This is a genomic window from Klebsiella sp. 7-CIP_Kleb. (genome assembly GCF_050378655.1).
GTDB classification, from domain to species: Bacteria; Pseudomonadota; Gammaproteobacteria; order Enterobacterales; family Enterobacteriaceae; genus Klebsiella; species Klebsiella quasipneumoniae.
The window spans coordinates 20,732-40,176 of record NZ_JBNRLJ010000008.1 but is presented as its reverse complement, the minus strand read 5'-3'; the positions used below and the strand labels follow the sequence as shown (position 1 = coordinate 40,176).

Genomic DNA, 19,445 nt, shown 5'->3' with positions numbered 1-19,445 from the left:
ATGAAAATATTGATCGTCGAAGACGAAATTAAAACAGGTGAATATCTCAGCAAAGGGCTTACAGAGGCAGGGTTCGTAGTGGATCACGCTGATAATGGTCTTACCGGATATCATCTCGCCATGACAGCCGAGTATGATTTAGTCATTCTGGATATCATGCTACCTGATGTGAACGGCTGGGATATCATCCGCATGCTGCGCACTGCCGGAAAGGGTATGCCGGTATTACTGCTGACAGCCCTCGGCACGATCGAACATAGGGTCAAAGGACTGGAACTGGGTGCGGACGATTATCTGGTTAAACCCTTTGCGTTTGCCGAACTGCTCGCCCGGGTGAGAACCCTTCTGAGGCGGGGAAACACGATGATCACGGAAAGCCAGTTTAAGGTGGCTGACCTCTCGATTGATCTCGTATCCAGAAAAGTCAGTCGCGCCGGAAACCGCATTGTGCTCACCAGTAAAGAGTTCAGCCTGCTGGAATTCTTCATTCGCCATCAGGGAGAGGTTCTTCCCCGCTCCCTGATTGCCTCTCAGGTCTGGGACATGAATTTTGACAGCGACACTAATGCGATCGATGTCGCAGTAAAGCGACTCCGCGCTAAAATAGACAACGATTACGGGACAAAGCTGATCCAGACAGTCCGGGGCGTGGGCTACATGCTGGAGGTCCCGGATGCATAGCAAACCTTCCAGACGCCCTTTCTCACTCGCTCTGCGGCTGACCTTTTTTATCAGCCTGTCCACGATACTGGCTTTTATCGCCTTCACCTGGTTTATGCTGCATTCTGTTGAAAATCATTTTGCCGAGCAGGATGTCAGCGATCTTCAACAAATCAGCACCACACTGAACCGTATACTGCAGTCCCCGGTGGATCCGGATGATAAAAAAATAAGCAAAATAAAGGAATCAATTGCCAGCTACCGCAACGTTGCCCTTTTGCTCCTCAATCCCAGGGGTGAAGTGCTCTTTAGCTCAGCTCAGGGGGCGGCACTACGCCCGGCAGTGAATTCAGCAGATTTTAGCGAGCACAGCCGCGCACGGGATGTCTTTCTCTGGACGGTGGAGGATCCTGCGGGACCGATGGATACCGGGTCCGAAATGAAGATGGAAACATACAGGATTATCGCCTCCTCTGGTCAGGCGATATTTCAGGGCAAACAGCAGAACTATGTCATGCTGACTGGCCTATCCATTAATTTCCATCTCCATTACCTCGATGCGCTGAAAAAGAACCTGATTGCGATTGCCGTCGTGATAAGCCTGTTGATTGTTCTGATCATTCGAATCGCTGTCCGTCAGGGGCACCTGCCCCTTCGTAATGTCAGCAATGCCATTAAAAACATCACCTCCGAGAATCTTGATGCGCGACTGGAACCGACACGCGTTCCCATTGAGCTGGAGCAACTGGTTATCTCGTTCAATCATATGATTGGAAAGATTGAGGATGTCTTTACCCGCCAGGCCAATTTCTCTGCCGATATCGCGCATGAGATCAGAACGCCCATCACCAATCTGGTGACGCAGACTGAAATCGCACTGAGTCAGGATCGAACACAGAGGGAACTTGAGGATGTCCTCTATTCCAGTCTTGAAGAGTATAACCGGATGACCAAAATGGTCAGCGATATGCTGTTCCTGGCACAGGCAGATAATAATCAGCTGATACCTGACAGGGTCATGTTTGACCTCAGAGCGGAAGTCATGAAAGTCTTCGAGTTTTTCGAAGCCTGGGCCGAAGAACGCAATATCACGCTCAAATTTAACGGGATGCCCTGCCTGGTTGAGGGAGATCCACAAATGTTCAGAAGGGCGATCAATAATCTGTTATCCAATGCCCTGCGTTATACCCCGGAGGGACAGGCAATCACCGTCTCAATAAGAGAGCAGGAGAGCTTTTTTGACCTTGTGATTGAAAATCCGGGGAAACCGATCCCTGAAGAACATTTATCAAGGCTGTTTGACCGTTTTTATCGGGTGGATCCATCCAGACAACGAAAAGGAGAAGGCAGCGGCATCGGCCTTGCGATTGTGAAGTCAATCGTGGAAGCACATCACGGAAGAGTGCAGGTGGAATCAGACGTACGCTCCACGCGTTTTATCTTATCCGTGCCCAGACTGGAGAAAATGATCCCGGAAACCCAATGCTGAAAATAAAGATGTAAATGACAAAGATGTCATTAGCCTGTCATGCAGCAAACAGAAGCCATTCGATATAATTAGTGCAACTTATCAGGAAGGCTGGATTGCTTCATCAATACCCGGCGTCAGAGTACGCCAGGAAATGAATATCCAGCCCTCTTCCGGAGAAATAAACGCTGCCGAACTTGTTTCAGTTATGGAACTGAAAACACCGGTTGTACTTCCCCGGACATCACTAATTCAGAAATGGAGAGTTATCATGAAAAATATCGTATTAGCATCTTTGCTGGGCTTTGGTTTAATTTCATCGGCCTGGGCCACTGAAACCGTGAATATCCATGATCGCGTCAACAATGCACAGGCTCCTGCTCACCAGATGCAGTCTGCTGCGGCTCCTGTCGGGATCCAGGGGACTGCTCCTCGTATGACCGGTATGGACCAGCATGAACAGGCCATTATTGCCCATGAAACCATGACGAACGGGTCGGCGGATGCGCACCAGAAAATGGTGGAAAGTCATCAGAGGATGATGGGAAGTCAGACCGTTTCCCCTACCGGGCCGTCAAAGTCATTCGCGGCAATGAATGAGCATGAAAGAGCTGCAGTTGCCCATGAATTTATGAATAACGGTCAGTCCGGCCCACATCAGGCCATGGCCGAAGCGCATCGTCGTATGCTCAATGCAGGCTGACGGCGATGGTAGTATCTTTGCAGTCCTGATTTCCTTGATAGATTTTTCCGTAACCGGATATATTGCAACATCTTTGCCCCCTAAAGGGGGCATTTTTATCAGATTCTGCTACAGTTAACGGGTATCAACGCTAAAAGGATATTTTTTATGAAAGCCAGAAACACTTTATTTGCAGTATTAATGTTATCCCTGCCAGCGATTTCAGCAGAACATTCAGAAATGAAAATGACTGATATGTCTACCTCAGCTTCGTCACAGGAATATATGGCTGGCATGAAAGACATGCATGACAAAATGATGACTGCTGTAAATGAATCCGATCCCGACAAGGCTTTTGCGAAAGGCATGGTAGCACACCATGAAGGGGCAATAGCAATGGCTGAGACTGAGCTAAAATACGGAAAAGATCCCGAAATGAGAAAGCTCGCGCAGGACATCATTAAAGCTCAAAAAGGTGAAATTGAGCAGATGAATAAATGGCTTGATACTCAAAAGTAAAATTTGCAGAAATGTCACGATAAGCGTGATTTTACATCATTCCTGGACACAGGAGTCTGTTAATCGTTAAATAATTCAAACCCGATTAATTTCGGGTTTTGTATTTTTACGCGCCAAATCGGTAACTGCCAGGAAATAATGACATTCTCTGTAAGTAAGGTAAAAGCATTACTATTGAATAACATTCACCTGTTCTGTCCTTTATAATAGCGAATCAAATCCTCCAGAGATATATCGATAGCTACCTGTTTTAACAACTCCTTTCTCTCATTATATATTTTCTCAAGCATTTCTTCATATCCCTGTCCGAGGTGAATTTGCTTATGGCAATTGCAACACAGCGATATTATATTTTCTTCGACGTCAAGCGAAGTGTTAAAGTCATCCTGCCTGGACATAGGTACAATGTGATGAGGTTCAGTATAATTCAGGGGAGAGTTACGCCTTCTGAAGGTTGGGTGTTCGCCATCGACTTCACATCTGTAACCTGCTTTGTTCAGTGCATTTTTTGAAACCCCTTTACTTCTTGGGTACGAGACGCCATTTTTTACTTCTGTTGCATGTTTCTTTGGTTTAGCTTCCCCTGTATATTCAAATGTCTGCGCGACATCAAATGTATTATTCGCCTCCATGGCGTTGATCAACTCATCGTCTGAGTAATACTCATTGGTGGTTATTTCTTTCGACCCAAAAAAATCCAGTTCTTTAATTGCCTGAACAAGTTCATCACGAATAGTCCATAAGTATCTTTTTGGTTTTTCACCGGTTTCTTTACTCTTCATGACTGTAATGAATTTTGTGCCGGGTGCTATATTGCCGATCCCTTTAACTTCAAATCTGCCAAGCTCTTTTTGAACTCTACCACCGAGCCCGTTAATAACGCCATTAGCACTCATACTGTGCTGTTCGTACTTTTTGCCTATATCGAAACATGTGCAGGAATGATTTGGTTCAATATACCATTTTTTTAACGCCTCAATACTTTTAGAGTCAAAAACCTTTTCATTCATTAACAGAGCTTTCCATTCTTCCACACTGATATCAATGTCGCAGACGTACTCCCCGTCAATTACCTGGCAAATCTTATTGATCACGATCATCCCCCTGTAATAAAAAAATCATCACAATACACAGTTCGTTACCCGGTATGAGTGCGGCCGGGTAACATCTGCAGTATGCCATATTCACAGCTCAGGTAAATCAGAAAAACTATTTTTACAGTACCACAAATGAAATTGTTTCATAAATGACAGAATCTCAGCATCCATAACCAACCATTCCATGTTTTCAGCCTGCCCCAGATATAGTGGACAGATAATTCTGCTCATTATCCGCGACGATGAAACAGTCTCCGGTCAACAAAACCGTACAATACTTTCAATGATCTGCACTTTTAACTGCACAAGCGACATACCATTCAGAACTTAAAAAGTTAACAATGTTTTCATACTGGCGTGTATGCCACATTATTAGCATTTTGCGAATAAAAATAACTGGCATAATTGTATTTAATGATAATGTTACATATTGTTAGCCAGGTTCCGGAAAGCGAGAACCGGAACCGCACCTGTCCAGCCGGTATTCCCGTCGATGACCCTCGCTTTTTACTGATTTGTGCCCGACTGAGAAGTCGGTAACTCAGTTTCGGAATCGGCGCAGATGAGTTTCGGGAACAAAATAAATGTTGCCGCGCGCCCGTGAGCATGCCACGTACAGCCTGTTACGGGACGACGGTGGAAGGGTTGCCAGTTCCTGACGGGTCAGAAGCTTCCAGTGGGAGGATCCCATCACAATGCAGACATCCTGAAAGTGATCGAGCCCTTTACTGGCGCCCCAGTTCATGGAATAGCAGCCGTAACGGTGATGTTCACGATAGAAGAGCTTAATCACCGTATTATCGGCGTGCAGGGTGGCTGAGCGCTCTGTATCTGCGATCGTTTCAATCAGGGAGGCATGTATCCCATGGGCAGCGATACGGATGTTCAGTTGCCCGGTGATAAACTCGCACACTGAAGCTGAGCAACGCCATGTCCGGTTGAGCGTGTCCCGGTCAACCGCGAAACCTGCTGCGTCGAAGCGGGCCTCATATCGCGTGATGTCGTCGTGCAGCGTTGAATTAACGTTGCCGTCATGGCTTGTATCAAAGGTATGCTGATAAAAATCGCCGCAACAGAGCACAGTGATTTCCGCGCGGCAGAGCTCCAGCAGAAAATTAAAGTCATGTCCGGCAAAGTCCTGGACTTCATCGACAAGCAGTTCATCATAGTAACGGGCAAGCCGGATACGGATATCCGGCAGCAACCCCCGGGCTGTCAGTAAATGTGCGAGCCTCCGGTGATACAGCCGTCCGGCGGGATCCTGATAATGCCGGGCATTCGTGCGCGGTATTCTGGGTGGGGGCTGGTCGAAGCTCAGGCCACGCGATGCCAGCTGCTCCTGCAGGAAAGGCCGGAAGCAAAAACCGTGCAGAAACTCAAACCAGGTCATCACCCTGATCCCTTCCGGGATAAAGCCAAAACGTCTGATAATCTGTGCCCGCAGATGCGCTTCATTATTCACGGTGAAGGTCAGGAGCAGCGTCCTCCTGTCCTCACTCAACCGTCGTATCAGCAGCGTGGTCTTGCCCGAGCCGGCAACCGCAAATATCACTCTCTTATCCATGCCAGTGCCTCCTGAATATAATCAGGTACGGTCAGCTCTCCGGCGTGCAGCTGTAACAGCCGGAATGCTGCTTCTGCCTTATTGGCCAGCATGTATTCCTGCACCGTGAGTGTCCGGCGGGGTCCGCGGAAAAGCGTATCACACAGATCAGCGTTATCCTGATACAGGCTGATTTCAAATGTGGATCGGGTGTTATCGCGATCAGCAAATACCCGGGAGCGGGAACAAATCACGTCAGCATAGCGTTCATCGCAGTTTTGCTGATAGTTGCCGTCATTATCACGAAGGGCCGCGACGCGATTTTCCAGAAGACGGGCCAGTTCAAGATAACGACGGAAACTCGTTCCGCCGATAGCGATGATGTGAACTCCGTCTTCCTCCGGTGCCCTGCCATACAGGCGGCGATAAAAGGCCTCGATCAGAATAAACTCAGCATCCCCCTCCACGAGCAGCACACGTCTGGCCAGCGCAAATTCCAGTACGTTATTATCCGGTGCTTTCATGAAGAAGGCGGCAGTCTCAGCGGAAAGTTCATTCATCAGTACCGGCCGGGCAGACCCGAGGAGGATTGCCTTACGCAGATCGAGGCGGGAGGAGATATGGCTGCTGTGTGTGGCAATAAACACCTGCGTCTGCCGTTCAGTGGCAAGCTGATTAACCAGCCTCTTCATACTGACATGGCTGAGATGATTTTCCGGCTCCTCAAGCAACAGTACGTGGAGCTCTCCCTGCTGCTGATGCCGCTGCAGCGCAAACTCCGTTTTGATGAAGCACTGCCTTCCTTTTCCACGGTGACGAATGGAAATACCGTCCTCGGTAATGTCCAGATTCGCCTCAAGCCCTGATTTAGCACCGGAACGCACGCCAAACTGATACGTTTCCAGCGTGTCGTTTATGGCTGACAGATGCCGGGTGCAGAAGTGCATTTTCTGTTGCCGGTAACTGTTTTCAAGCCGGTACCGATCGGCCACCGGCACATTGACGCTGTAAACTGTGCGCGTATATTCCTGTGCGGCGTGCTCGTTATCGATGCGTGCACTGTCTAAGAGCAGATGGCGCAGATAGCGTCTGAAGCTGGCGAAATGACCACCGGAGAAGGTGCTGAACCGCACGGAATAGTATTCATAGGGAAAATTATCGGGATCCTGCTGTAGTACATTGTGAATATCCTGGCCGTATTCCTCCGTCATTGGTGCAATACGCATTCTGAGACCATCCGCATTGATACCCGCCAGATTTTGCCTGCCGTTCAGGTCAGGATCTCCCCCATTACTCAGGAAAACGTCAGCTGTCAGCACGGGTAACTGATCGGCGCGGCGCTCACCTTCCTGAAACTGCCTTACTGCTGACTGGGACAGGAGCGATTCCACACCCAATGCCTCGACCCGGTGCCGGCTGTCACTCAGCACAAGGTCAAGGGCCAGCAGAATCGTGCTTTTCCCGGACTCATTGTCCCCGACCAGAATGTTACGGTCATGAGTGAAGCGCAGGTCCAGTTCCGGAAACTTTTTAAAGTTTTGCAGCATAAGCCGCGTGATCAGAGGCATCTTTTATTCCTTTATATACCGCTGACTGAAAGAGTGTCCGGCTGCGCCAGACCGCCTGTTTTGTTTTACAGCGTTATCTTACCCAGTCTTCCAGCACAAGACCCGGTACCCGCTCAAATTCCCGCGTATTATTCGTCACCAGCACGGCACCGGCGGCGATGGCGTGCCCGGCAATGGCCGTGTCGTTCGGGCCGATCGGCGTCCCGGCCATTCGCAGCGCCACCTTAATCTCCGTGGTGGCGTCCACCGCAGCGCGATCCCAGGGCAGGATGGCATCGAGGCGGGCGCAGAACGCGTCGACCAGCTCGACGTGGCGCGGGGAGGCCTTCGGGCCGGTGGCCCCGAAGCGCATTTCAGAATAAGTGATGGCCGAGACAACGATGCGCTGGCCGCGCAGCACCGCCTGCTCCAGGCGCTTCAGGACGGCTTCCGGCTGCTCGCGCATGATGAACGAGCAGATACAGGTGTCGAGCATATAGGTCTTGTTCACAGGTTAAATCGTCCTTCGTCGCTGACAACGTCCTCGCGCTCCGCCATAAAGTCCGGGTCTGCCTTCTCGAACTGCGCGAACGAGCCCCAGGTCGGCCGGACGGGACGCAAAATAATGCTGTCCCCTTCCCGGACGATCTCCAGCTCGCTCACTCCCTCAAAATCCAGATCGCGGGGCAGACGAATGGCGCGGTTATTGCCGTTTTTAAAAATGGATACAGTTCTCATCATTTCCTCCTGGCCGACCGGCCTGTATGACTATGTTCAGTATATGCAGATGCAAAGCATATGTATAGTCATAGCATATGCAGATGGTAAGTATATGCGTATGCCACACCTATGCAGATGCCCGGCATATGGATATGTTGAACCTATGTTGTATTCTCTCTTTTCCCGGTCAGATCCGAAAAAAGCTAAAGCCGGATCTTAACTGGCTAATTAGGTAACGAATTTACCGACTGCCATGACTCTGGTTATGTTGATAGAGGAGACTTCAGCTTCTAACTCTGCTGATGAAGCCCAGGAGCGACACCTCGCTCTGAGCAAGTAAGACAACGGAAGGGTCTGAAGTATGAATTGACCTGCAGAATAGCAGGTCAATTTTATTGAACGTAAATTAGATGGTGATACCGGCTATACATATACATCGCATATTTGCCAGTCAGCTTACTGAACTTTTCATCGACAGCAACATCAGGACGTTTTCCAGATGACAGCTATAGTGAAAATGATCACCAGACCGGCGAGAAAGCAGAGCGAAAGCGGAATTTTATCCTTCAGTGTCAGGTTCAGTTCTTCTTCAACCCATGCTTTCTCAAATTCACAGTAAAATTTATAATGTGCGTACCAGTTACTTCCGAAGATCTGTTTGCTAATGACTGTACCGTAAAACCGGGACATGATAGCGTCGATGGATTGCTGTGTATGCTGATAGTCAAAGTTTGCATCGCTTTTCACGTTGCGGTATATGACTTCAAGTTCATTAAAAATTTTGGTCTGCTCAATCCCCGCACTTTCATAACTCTGCTTTTCCGAGTCATAAAACTGAATGTACATGGTAGCAACACCAAAAATAATTAATATCGCGGAGATGACGTTTGTGGCCAGCTCAGGAATGAAAAGGGCGAACACACCGACAGCAAGAGAAATAAAGCTAATCCAACCGGATGCCTTACAAATCAGATCATAGGTGGCAAAGTTTTTCTTAGCGCCAAATCCGACGTTATAACCGTGTCGGGCGATTAATTTCAGCATCTCTGATTGCGTCATAAAAACCTCAGCTTATGGGAACTTCAATCTGTGCCCGGGCAACCACAACCTCATTTTTTATCACATAGCATTCTACCACGTGATCTCCACGGAAGTCGGTAGTCTCTTTCTTCGTATAGTAGCCGCCGTCCGGAACGATTTGTCCCCGGATCATATTTCTTCTGCGTGCTTCGTCACCCACGTTCAGTACCTTCCACATAACGGTGTAGGGTTCCTCTGCCTCCATTTCTGTCAGGTCTGCCTGGAAAAGGAGAGATTTTCGGGCGGAGAGGCGAAATCTTCTGGTAAGCATCTCCCTCAGGCTTCTGGGAGGGAAACCATCCTGGGTTACGGTACAGTCAAGATTGAGTGAGTACTTGATATCCACCGGATATTTTTCCTCTATAAACTCTTCGGTATCGGCCCAGGGAGCAGCATCAGCCGCATGCGATTCCAGAGCGAGGCGGGCTTCCATAATATCCACCTTACGTCTGGGGAAGGCTCGTCCGAACACTTTGCGCCAGCGGTCATTTTCACTGGCAGCACCCTCAGCGTCTAAGGCATCACAACATAGTTCATACGCGTGTTTCGCTGCCCGACCAAACCAAGGGGATTTAACACGTACATATTGATTACTGCCTAACGCGAGATACCTTTCCCTTCTCTCCTCATTTGACAGATATTCAAAAAAGTCTCTGGCGAGGACTCCCAGACTGCCATTTCCGGTATTGTCATAATCTGATGTTGATGAAAGAAAGCGATACGCCAGTGTGTCTATCAGTAAGCCACCCATATTGACGCCATGCAGGTTCTTCCAGGCTCTGATCATTTTACACAGCTTGCGCAGATTGTTGGATTTATCTCGCGAAAATGCGGTCATAGCCGCCTTTTCGTGAAGAGGTTTTGTAATGCGCCATGCTCCCCCATTATAGCTTTCAGGGAATTTAAAGCTGCCATCATCCTGTCTGAATACTGGTTGAACCTCGACATGAAAGTTTTTAAAGACGACCTGAACGACCAGCCTGTCCTTTTTCACCGTCTGGTCAGGATATTCTTCCGCCAGAATGTTTCTGACATCTGTGAGCAATGCAGACTGACCATTATCCTTATGGTTATAATATTCATACTGATTGGGGGGCATAATATAAAGCATATCCAGATCGGATATGCCTTTTATTGCGGTATGTCTACCTACTGACCCCACTTTCAAGCGATTTGCTACCCGGGAACTAGTTCCTCTGAACGCAAGATTTAATGACTTGGTTATTTTTCGATAGTGATAGCTGATCTTTTTTGCCTGTTTAAGGTCAAGATTCAAATTTTCAAGAAATTCGCTGAACAACTCCCTGCGGCTCATGGTGTTTCCTTTGATATGTGAAACATTAACTTACATTATCATTACACCTTATAAAAACCAAGCTCTTCGGAGGTGAGCTTTATGTATGGCTCTATGACTTAAACTTTTACAGGATAGCCTATAAAAATAAGCCATGAAGTCATTCCTGACAGATGAAATGCTCTGCCTAAGCACGGTCTGATTACTACTTCTTCATGCACTTAATTGCCGTGGTGCGCAGGAGAAACCAGGACGGATGATGGGTTACATCTCCATGATGACGATGAGCCCCCAACACAGCCTGCAGGAGACTAACTGCTCCAGCGGCCATATTCAGCAATGAAGGTGATCCCATATAACCCAGCACTGCCGGTACGGCGAGCAGTGCAGTGTCCTGCATACTCCTGCGCTTCCATATGCTGAGCTTCTGGTGAAGTTCATCCAGCCCTTCATCCGCAATACGTTCCCGGAAACGCTGCTGCAGGAGGCGGATCTCATCCGGACCGGACGCGCGCTCCATTTCAACTGCACAGTCACGCAAAGAACGCCTGAAGGCTGTCACGCTTGGTTCGTAATCGGTACGGATGCGAAAAATGTCGTGTAAAGACAGGTCCTGCAGAAACGGGAGCTCAATTTCCAGCATCCGACGTGAAAGTCTACCCGGTTCATCCAGTTTCTGAAGTATTTTGCTCTGGAATGTACAACGAGTGACAAAAGAGGCACCAGCCCTGGCTGACTGGCTGATATCAGTAAGGAGACCGCGATAATGAAAGTACATGCTACGATTTCTGGCTCCGTTTACCCATCGCTCATACCCTTTACGGCTTTCATGTTTACCGCGGGTGATCCTTGCTATAAACGTCCCGTCTTCGTTTATCCGGACAGGCCGCATTTCCTGATAAATATACGCATTGGTGAAAGGACTGAGGCAATCCCGTAATTCCAGCACGATCTCGTCCGGCAATGTTTTTTCTGACACAAACCTGAAATGCCCTTCGTCACCCACTCGCCTGATGCCCCGCACGGAAAGGCTTCGTTCATAGAGCTGAGCCACAGCCGGAGGCATCACGCTGTGAAGGAAATGCCGGTCAGGGTTATCCTGCAGGAGCTGCATCCTGCGCTGCTGTTCATGCCTTGCTGATTCACAAGGCGTGAAAGCAATGAAACCGGCCTGAATCAGAAGAAAATTGTCCTTAACAAAACGAATGAAATGCGCAACACCAGTTCTGATATCCCCAAGCCTGTCGGTTTCTCTGTTATGTACCAGATGATCCATCGCCTGGGATGATTCAACAATTTCAAGCCGTAATGCCGCTTCTTCCAGCGCATCGGTCAGGATTATTCGCTCAGCTGACAACAATCCGGGTCGATAAAGGGCTACCTGGTCGTGACGGGCAATCCACAGGCTGAGAGGAGAGTGTTCGGGATTATGCCACTCGCTCCGGAGTACGCTGACCGCGTGGAGATAACGGCTAAGTGCTCCCATCAGCGCTTCAGCGTCGAGGACAGAATAGTCTTTTGCCAGAAGACCATTATCCCACAGAATACTGTCGGTTAAGGCGGGAAGGTTATTGTACATGGGAGTCTCCTCACAGATCTCCGTGCAGGCAGCGCAGACCGGTCAGGGGCTCCGCCAGCGTGCCTTCCGCGCATCGCCTAGTGAGCTCCCGGACCAGCGTCTCAAAGGCCTCCGCCGGCATAAAAATCCGCAGGCCGTCTATCCCGAAAAATCCCTCCGGCGTGACATGTCCGGGCGGGGAAAACATCACGCGCTCGCCCTGGTGGCCGTGCGCCAGGGCTTCCGGATGGCGGGCGTACAGCGTGAACAGGCCCAGCAATTCGGAGAACGCTTCCCAGCCGTACGGCACCACGAAGTCCTGGCCGGTGATCAGCAGGTGCAGCCGCGGTGTCTCATACCAGGCGCCCGGGCGCGCGCCGGGGTGCTGGCCGTCGATGCGGATCTCCAGGCGCAGCGTACCGGCCTCAATGGTTTGCGTGACGGCCGGGATCACCGGGCGCAGCTCCTGAGCCAGATCTCGGGCCTTCTCCCCGCTCCAGTCCAGCCCGCGCAGCATCAGCGGGAAAACGGTTTTCAGCCGCGGCAGGGTGAAAATCCCAGCCAGAGCACTGTCGGGAATATCGGCGAGGTTGAAGCAGTCGCTCTCCAGCGGACGCAGGAGGTGTTCGGCATACATCTGGTCCACAACGGGGCGCAGCGCTGCCCGGAAGGCGTCAAACTCTTCCGTCCAGTTTTTCCCGGCCAGGCGGAAAATCCCCTTCAGGTAGTGACCGTCAACCGGACGGTCGTGCTCCACCTGCCAGGCCAGCAGGTTGCCGGTGATGTCCAGCAGCGTGTCCAGGGCCGGGAGTGTGGCCAGCCTGTTATGCCCGCGCATGAAGGCCTCCCTGGCGTGAACCAGGACAAAGCGCAGTTCGTCGCGGGAGAGCGCTGACGTGCCAAAGGTCTGGCCGAGAATGATATGCCGGTACAGCTGCCGGACCGTGGCCTCCGGATCGGCAATGAGCTGAAAATACCCGTCGCCGGGCGCGACCGTTTTCAGTCCGTCATCGAGGAAGCGTTCGGCCAGGGCGTTGACCGAAGTATTTTCGCGGCCGGCGCGCACTTTCAGCGCCTCGATCAGCTTTTTATGAAAACGCAGGTTAAGCTGGCTGAGCATCATCGTTCCTTGCATGTTTGTTTTGCTCTTCATGCTAACCTAGCATTTTATTGTTATCCATTAATCAATTTGTTTTGATTCCTAAAATTGTGATACATCATTAATTACTAAAGGTGATGATTGTAGAGCTACAGCATTGCCTGCCCCTTCTCATTTCCGCGAAGATCCGAAAACCCTGAGTCCCGGATCTCTGCGAACCCCACCGGCGCGCAGCGGCCCGACAACACAAGATGTAGCGGTGTTTCCAGCTGACAGTGACGCCATATGTTGTGTCCCTCTCCTGCCCCGTGACCCGGCGCGCAGCATCAGAAAACAGTGCTTCGCTTACTTCCTGACCGTGGTACACTTCCGGAAACTTCGCTAAATGTGAAAAGTCGGATCTGCCGGAAACGGTCATCCGGTAATTTAACATCGTGGCTATATGGCTGCTTATTATCAGTCAAAAAAATAATTACAGTATGGGAAATTTATCCAGGTGACAGATGCAGGATTGTGCTCAGCTAATTATACCTTGCGTCATAATTACCCTGAGTGACTATTTGTTAGGAGGCTAAATGCACGCATCAATGGTTCATGTCTGGGAGTATCTGACACGTTGTGGTCATAAATTCCTATGGCTAAAAATTAACCCTCTACCTCCAGGATATACCGGTTCGGTATACAGAGCGCAGTTTGAAATTTACAGCGCGTCGGGCCGTATTCTGGTCACGCTTGATGTGCACAGAGAGCAATGGGTGTGTTCAGCAAACAATCCTCGCCGTGAACCTGCTGATAAAAACGGGGTCATGCTTGATAGCGGTATACCTCTGGATAGAAACCTCGCATCACATTATGCAAAACAGGGATACTGAATGAATCTAACCCTGGTACAAGCACTGGCAGATGCCTGGCGGGATTTCTCAATAAGGATCAAACATGGCTGACTGGTTTATTGCGACTGAGGGCGTGAAGAAGCTACTGCTGCACGTAAACGTTACGATGAATTGTACTTTATATCTACCGAGCTAGTTTTTCTGCTGGAGCGTTTTGCACAACGCTGTGTTTATTCTGCTAATGAATCAGGGGAATATGACCAAGATGGACGTATTAGGATTGAGTATTCTTTACCTGAAATCAATTTCGAGTCCATTACTGGGGACTGGCGTTCTCTGCCACCAGGATTGATGTACAGACTTGCTGAATTGCCAGTCATCTGCAGGGAAGCCGCGAGTTCTATAAGTGCGGCGTTCAATGAAGATACTCCCTTCGATGGATCGTATGGAATTTTCGAACTTAACAGGCAGTCTGCAAGACTCGGATTAAAAAGCAATACGTTTATCCCGTTGGCTAAGTCAGCTATGCGATATGCCTGGGGACAGGTTGTCTGACGACCGTTGGTCGGCATGGAGTGTTTTGTATCGGAAGCGCTGGGAGCATATTAGGAATAATAACAATGTTTACCGCCGATATAAACGGTTGCCTGATGTTACTGAGTAGATGGCTCAGGAGTTAGACTATGAATAATAATTTCCCGGCAGGTATCAGGGATAACACACGGAACACCTCGATGAATCTGCCAGTAGCCATCGATTACCCTGCCGCTCTCGCCCTGCGTCAGATGGCGCTCGTGCAGGATGAACTCCCGAAATACCTTCTGGCGCCGGAAGTCAGCGCCCTGCTCCATTACGTGCCGGATCTTCACCGCAAGATGCTGCTGGCGACGCTGTGGAACACCGGCGCGCGCATTAATGAAGCGCTCGCGCTGACCCGGGGGGATTTTTCGCTGGCGCCGCCGTATCCTTTCGTGCAGCTGGCCACGCTCAAGCAGCGCACCGAGAAAGCGGCCAGGACGGCAGGTCGTGCCCCCGCAGGCAGTCAGGTCCATCGTCTGGTTCCCCTTTCCGATCACCACTACGTCAGTCAGCTGCAGATGATGGTGGCCACCCTGAAAATTCCCCTCGAAAGACGAAACAAACGCACCGGCAAATGGAGAAGGCGCGTATCTGGGAGATCACAGACCGTACCGTCCGCACCTGGCTTAGCGAAGCGGTGGAAGCCGCAGCGGCAGACGGGGTGACGTTCTCAGTACCGGTGACCCCCCATACGTTCCGTCACTCCTACGCGATGCACATGCTGTATGCCGGCATACCACTGAAGGTTTTGCAGAGCCTGATGGGCCACAAATCGATTAGCTCGACGGAAGTCTATACGAAGGTGTTTGCACTTGATGTTGCTGCGCGGCATCGAGTTCAGTTTCAGATGCCCGAAGCGGATGCGGTAGCCATGCTGAAAGGGAATATTTAAGTACTTAGGAGAATGATGCTGGCGAACGTCATGCTCGCCGGTGAGGTCTGTCAGAAGTTATCTGGACCATCTTGCGGAGTTCTGCGGTGTGCTGCAGGCGGATGCATACGCGGGGTTCAACGAGCTGTACCGGGATGGCAGGATAACGGAAGCCGCCTGTTGGGCTCACGCCCGCCGTAAAATCCACGATGTGCACGTTCGTAGCCCGTCAGCCCTGACGGAGGAAGCCCTGAGACGGATCGGCGAACTGTACGGCATCGAGGTGGAAATAAGGGGAATGCCGGCGGAGCAGCGCCTTGCCGAACGTCAGTTGAAAACGAAACCGCTGCAGAAATCCCTGGAAAGCTGGTTGCGTGAAAAGATGAAAACTCTGTCGCGACACTCGGAGCTGGCGAAGGCGTTCACGTATGCGCTAAACCAGTGGCCGGCGCTGGCATACTATGCAGATGATGGCTGGGCCGAGGCGGACAATAACATCGCTGAAAATGCGTTGCGGATGGTCAGTCTGGGGAGAAAGAACTGGCTGTTCTTCGGCTCTAACCACGGTGGTGAGCGGGGTGCACTGCTGTACAGCCTGATCGGGACGTGCAAGCTGAACAGCATGGATCCAGAAGGCTACCTCCGCTATGTGCTTGACGTCATCGCCGACTGGCCAGTCAACCGGGTCAGCGAACTGCTACCCTGGCGCGTAGTACTGCCAACTGAATAACGCATCCCCGTCAATACGGCTCTCGCTGTACGCTTACGGTAAGGATGCAGGCTGACGCAGAATTCAGGGCGACCCCGGAGGATATACTGAAACTACAGACCCGCAATGCCGATGGCAATATGGTACCGCTGTCTGCCATAGCCCGTATTGAGCCGACACACGGTCCTGAGCTGGTTACCCGTTATAATGGCTTTACAGCGGTCGATCTCAGTGGCGCGCCTGCTCCAGGCTTTTCTTCAAGTCAGGCGATGGAAGAGATTGAACGTATAGCAAAGAAAACGCTTCCACCCGGCGTAGAGTATGAGTGGACAGACCTGACCTACCAGCAAATCCTTGCAGGCAACAGTGCCGTCTGGATTTTTCCACTCTGTGTATTCCTGGTATTCCTGATACTGGCTGCCCAGTATGAAAGCCTTACACTCCCGCTGGCTGTCATTATGATTGTCCCAATGAGTATTCTTTCCGCGCTTACCGGGGTGTGGCTTACAGATGGGGACAATAATATCTTTACACAGATTGGATTTATCGTTCTGGTCGGGCTGGCATCTAAAAATGCCATTCTAATTGTTGAATTTGCCCGTGAGCTTGAACTTTCAGGTAAGTCTGCCTTTAACGCGGTGAAAGAGGCATGCCGTCTCAGGCTGCGTCCAATTCTGATGACCTCACTGGCATTCATCATGGGCGTAATCCCGCTGATGGTATCGCATGGCGCTGGCGCTGAGATGCGTCAGGCAATTGGGATATCGGTATTCTCTGGCATGCTTGGCGTCACCCTTTTTGGCTTGTTTATGACCCCCGTGTTCTACCTGTTAGCCCGACAAATATCCGGGAAACCTTTGCACTCGGCCTCATTACCGGACGCGCCTGAGGAACGGCCGGTAACAGAACAGGCTTCAGACTAAAAATTCATGATGACCTTTCAACAGCCGGACACTATATGATACCCGGCTGTTGAATTTATTTATGTTTAAGGACTTCCGGCACAAGCCTGTCAAGAGTAAGTTCAGCAAAGCGGTTCGTAATCAGACATCTCGCCTCTTCAAGCGTATCACTTATTTCATTGTTAACTGCATCCTCTATCTGGCATTTGTCATGCTCAGTCGCCCAGCCTATTGAAAAAAGTTCAGTGCTGCCAATAGCGTGGAAAACCTGAAGGAGAGTGATGTCTCCGAGAGGTTTCTGGAGTGTCCAGCCACCTCCATGCCCTTTTTCAGAATGAATGATACCCGCCTGTTTGAGCCCCTGGAAAAGGCGTCTGACCACAACCGGATTCGTATTAATCATCGAGGCTATATCTTCGGAGGTAACGGGATCGCGGATTTTATCCATATGTATCAGCACGTGTAATGCACGGGACAGCCGGTGGTCTTTTCTCATTTTTAATCCTGTTTGCTGCGGAATCTCTTATGAAACTTTCGTTGTTGCATAAGTGGCGGGATATCATGTATCTTATACTATTACATGATATCCATACAGAGAGTATTTTTATGTCATTCGAAAATGTGTCAGAACAGTTATGGGTCTGCCTCGTCATTGCACTGATGTCCAGTTGCATTTCAATCACCGTCACACAGCAGGAAATGTTTCGCCCGTTGCGTGAATGGATGGTCAAAAAAAATGCCATGATAGGCTACCTTTTCAGTTGTTTTTATTGTTTTAGTCACTGGGTGGTTTTTGCCGGTGTTGCAATTTACAGGCCCGTTCTTGTTCATTCAGGCTTCTGGTTAATTGACCTTGCGGTTACGGCATTCTTTACCATCGGTTTAACGGCCATGTTCAGCGGGATCATTCTGAAAGTGATGAGAAACGCTATTGCCAAGGCGATTGAAGAAAAAGAAATGAAAGACAAGCTGGGTTTGTAACTCGAACGGAGCCTGAAAACCTGGTGATGAAAGCAGGACGGTTAGCCCGGCAATCTGCGCATATAAATGGCACGACTGCTTTACGCTTTCGCACCAGGTTTTGCGATGTTTTTACATTCGTCTTCCACGCAGCTCACAGAGGTACAGGTACAAACTGGTTCTGGCTGCCGGTGTTGATGTGCCGGCAGGTATTGCTGACATTTTTGTTACGAACGAAAATCCCACAGGTTATTCAGATAAACTTAATATCAGCATGAACTGTTAGCGTCCTGGCGTCTCAGTCCGGTTTGCAGTGAACGTTTGCGCATGAATATCGACAGTTGCAGATTAGTGTGTCGACGTCGCTGCTTCGAGTTGCGCAGGTTCCATCAGTGCGAATGCTGTGCGCATTTTACGTGTCTCCTCTCCGGGGCTTCGACCAAACAGTCTTTTGAACTCCCGATTGAACTGCGACGCACTTTCGTAGCCGACCCGCGCTGCTGCCCCTGCTGCAGTAACGTTATCCCGTATCATCATCAGTCGCGCCTGATGAAGACGCACTGACTTGATGTACTGAATGGGGGAAGTCGCCGCAACGGCTTTGAAATGCGCATGAAAAGCCGGTACGCTCAGGCCAGCTTCGTGCGCAAGTGAAGCCACATCCAGTGGCCGGGCGTAATCGAGGTGGATACGCCGTAACGTACGCGCAATACGTCCAAAGTTGCCATGACAGGCCAGCGCAGCACGAATGGCTCCGCCCTGTTCACCCAGCAGAACACGAAAAATCAGCTCCCGCACAATCCCCGGCCCCAGAACCCGCGCTTCAAGTGGTGAAAATAATACCTTCAGAAGACGAACTGTTGTATCTGCCAGCGTGTCGTCAAGTGGTGTGGAGACAATGCCAACGGGTGAACCTGATGCAGTGGCATGGTGATCGACAGCCACAACCAGGTCTGCCACCGCTGTCATATCCAGACGAATGGATACAGCAAGCAAAGGCTCTGCCGGACTGGCATCTGTCTCACTTGAAAATGGCAGAGGTACTGACAGCACCAGGTAGTGCAACGGGTCGTAGTGGTAAACCCTGTCGGCCAGGTAACCTCTTTTGTGCCCCTGACAGACAATAACAATGCCTGGTTCGTACAACACGGGGGTACGCCCCAGCGCGCCGTCAGCACGCATCAGACGCACGCCATCCAGCAACGTACGGGTGTGACCTTCATGAGGGGCGAGCTGGCAAATCATAGCCGCCATTTCGGACTGTTGAGATATGGAGGGCAATCTTTCTGGCATACAGCAGACCTGATAATTGAATTTAATGATT

At 50.2% G+C, this 19,445-nt stretch carries 17 protein-coding genes and 4 pseudogenes; 10 read left to right on the top strand and 11 right to left on the bottom strand.

The window, feature by feature from the left end:
- The 4 genes from silR to copM all read left to right on the top strand — a co-directional run bounded on the left by silR (position 1) and on the right by copM (position 3,329).
- Positions 1-681 carry a copper/silver response regulator transcription factor SilR gene (silR, locus tag ACQUTI_RS22160; RefSeq protein WP_000697969.1) on the top strand — a complete coding sequence of 227 codons (681 nt, stop codon included), beginning with the start codon at positions 1-3 and terminating at the stop codon, positions 679-681.
- On the top strand, positions 674-2,149 hold the full coding sequence (silS, locus tag ACQUTI_RS22155; protein WP_000555737.1) for a copper/silver sensor histidine kinase SilS: 1,476 nt from the start codon (positions 674-676) through the stop codon (positions 2,147-2,149). Before silR ends, silS begins: the two co-directional genes overlap by 8 nt.
- Before the next feature lie 250 nt (positions 2,150-2,399).
- Positions 2,400-2,831, top strand: a complete 432-nt coding sequence (silE, locus tag ACQUTI_RS22150; protein ID WP_004187113.1) for a silver-binding protein SilE — start codon at positions 2,400-2,402, stop codon at positions 2,829-2,831.
- A gap of 147 nt (positions 2,832-2,978) precedes the next feature.
- Positions 2,979-3,329, top strand: coding sequence for a CopM family metallochaperone (gene copM / locus ACQUTI_RS22145; RefSeq protein ID WP_004187110.1), 351 nt, complete (start codon positions 2,979-2,981; stop codon positions 3,327-3,329).
- 185 nt (positions 3,330-3,514) lie between these two features.
- Here copM and ACQUTI_RS22140 read toward each other — a convergent pair whose 3' ends face one another.
- The 5 genes from ACQUTI_RS22140 to vapB form a co-directional block, all read right to left on the bottom strand.
- Positions 3,515-4,423, bottom strand: coding sequence for an HNH endonuclease (locus tag ACQUTI_RS22140; protein WP_032411229.1), 909 nt, complete (start codon positions 4,421-4,423; stop codon positions 3,515-3,517).
- A 544-nt stretch (positions 4,424-4,967) separates the two neighbouring features.
- On the bottom strand, positions 4,968-5,990 hold the full coding sequence (locus tag ACQUTI_RS22135; protein ID WP_000361404.1) for a helicase UvrD: 1,023 nt from the start codon (positions 5,988-5,990) through the stop codon (positions 4,968-4,970).
- Positions 5,975-7,537, bottom strand: a complete 1,563-nt coding sequence (locus ACQUTI_RS22130) for an ATP-dependent nuclease (RefSeq protein ID WP_004206609.1) — start codon at positions 7,535-7,537, stop codon at positions 5,975-5,977. The genes ACQUTI_RS22135 and ACQUTI_RS22130 overlap by 16 nt, the downstream gene beginning before the upstream one ends.
- Before the next feature lie 73 nt (positions 7,538-7,610).
- Entirely contained in the window at positions 7,611-8,027 is a 417-nt protein-coding gene (locus ACQUTI_RS22125) for a type II toxin-antitoxin system VapC family toxin (RefSeq protein ID WP_001044770.1), read from the bottom strand.
- Entirely contained in the window at positions 8,024-8,254 is a 231-nt protein-coding gene (gene vapB, locus ACQUTI_RS22120) for a type II toxin-antitoxin system VapB family antitoxin (protein ID WP_001261282.1), read from the bottom strand. The genes ACQUTI_RS22125 and vapB overlap by 4 nt, the downstream gene beginning before the upstream one ends.
- Between vapB and ACQUTI_RS22115 the strand changes: the two are divergent.
- Positions 8,211-8,453 (top strand): annotated as a pseudogene (locus ACQUTI_RS22115) (hypothetical protein); the annotation flags it as partial. The gene vapB and the pseudogene ACQUTI_RS22115 overlap by 44 nt on opposite strands.
- Before the next feature lie 266 nt (positions 8,454-8,719).
- Here the strand turns inward: ACQUTI_RS22115 and ACQUTI_RS22110 are convergent.
- The 4 genes from ACQUTI_RS22110 to pifC form a co-directional block, all read right to left on the bottom strand.
- Complete coding sequence (locus ACQUTI_RS22110; RefSeq protein ID WP_004206608.1) at positions 8,720-9,295, bottom strand: SLATT domain-containing protein; 576 nt, start codon at positions 9,293-9,295, stop codon at positions 8,720-8,722.
- 7 nt (positions 9,296-9,302) lie between these two features.
- Positions 9,303-10,631, bottom strand: a complete 1,329-nt coding sequence (locus ACQUTI_RS22105) for a nucleotide-binding domain-containing protein (protein WP_275368966.1) — start codon at positions 10,629-10,631, stop codon at positions 9,303-9,305.
- A gap of 184 nt (positions 10,632-10,815) precedes the next feature.
- On the bottom strand, positions 10,816-12,189 hold the full coding sequence (locus tag ACQUTI_RS22100; RefSeq protein ID WP_060590536.1) for a hypothetical protein: 1,374 nt from the start codon (positions 12,187-12,189) through the stop codon (positions 10,816-10,818).
- Positions 12,190-12,199: 10 nt separating this feature from the next.
- On the bottom strand, positions 12,200-13,288 hold the full coding sequence (gene pifC / locus ACQUTI_RS22095; RefSeq protein ID WP_325909038.1) for a transcriptional repressor PifC: 1,089 nt from the start codon (positions 13,286-13,288) through the stop codon (positions 12,200-12,202).
- Positions 13,289-13,842: 554 nt separating this feature from the next.
- On the opposite strand from pifC, the gene ACQUTI_RS22090 reads away from it, so the two are divergent.
- From ACQUTI_RS22090 to ACQUTI_RS22075, 4 genes and pseudogenes are all read left to right on the top strand, one after another.
- Entirely contained in the window at positions 13,843-14,139 is a 297-nt protein-coding gene (locus ACQUTI_RS22090) for a hypothetical protein (RefSeq protein ID WP_225545457.1), read from the top strand.
- Positions 14,140-14,783: 644 nt separating this feature from the next.
- Positions 14,784-15,571 (top strand): annotated as a pseudogene (locus tag ACQUTI_RS22085) (site-specific integrase).
- A gap of 34 nt (positions 15,572-15,605) precedes the next feature.
- A pseudogene (gene tnpC / locus ACQUTI_RS22080) lies at positions 15,606-16,280 on the top strand (IS66 family transposase); the annotation flags it as partial.
- A 29-nt stretch (positions 16,281-16,309) separates the two neighbouring features.
- A pseudogene (locus ACQUTI_RS22075) lies at positions 16,310-17,182 on the top strand (efflux RND transporter permease subunit); the annotation flags it as partial.
- Positions 17,183-17,237: 55 nt separating this feature from the next.
- On the opposite strand, the gene ACQUTI_RS22070 reads toward ACQUTI_RS22075, so the two are convergent.
- Positions 17,238-17,657 (bottom strand): Rrf2 family transcriptional regulator, encoded by a 420-nt coding sequence (locus tag ACQUTI_RS22070; RefSeq protein ID WP_036114528.1) that lies wholly within the window; start codon positions 17,655-17,657, stop codon positions 17,238-17,240.
- 29 nt (positions 17,658-17,686) lie between these two features.
- On the opposite strand from ACQUTI_RS22070, the gene ACQUTI_RS22065 reads away from it, so the two are divergent.
- Positions 17,687-18,142: a hypothetical protein gene (locus ACQUTI_RS22065; protein WP_306293240.1), complete on the top strand. Its 456-nt coding sequence runs from the start codon at positions 17,687-17,689 to the stop codon at positions 18,140-18,142.
- Between the two features lie 327 nt (positions 18,143-18,469).
- On the opposite strand, the gene ACQUTI_RS22060 is transcribed toward ACQUTI_RS22065, so the two are convergent.
- A complete protein-coding gene (locus tag ACQUTI_RS22060; protein ID WP_036114530.1) occupies positions 18,470-19,375 on the bottom strand; it encodes an AraC family transcriptional regulator in 906 nt (301 codons plus the stop codon).
- Between the last annotated feature and the right edge of the window lie 70 nt (positions 19,376-19,445).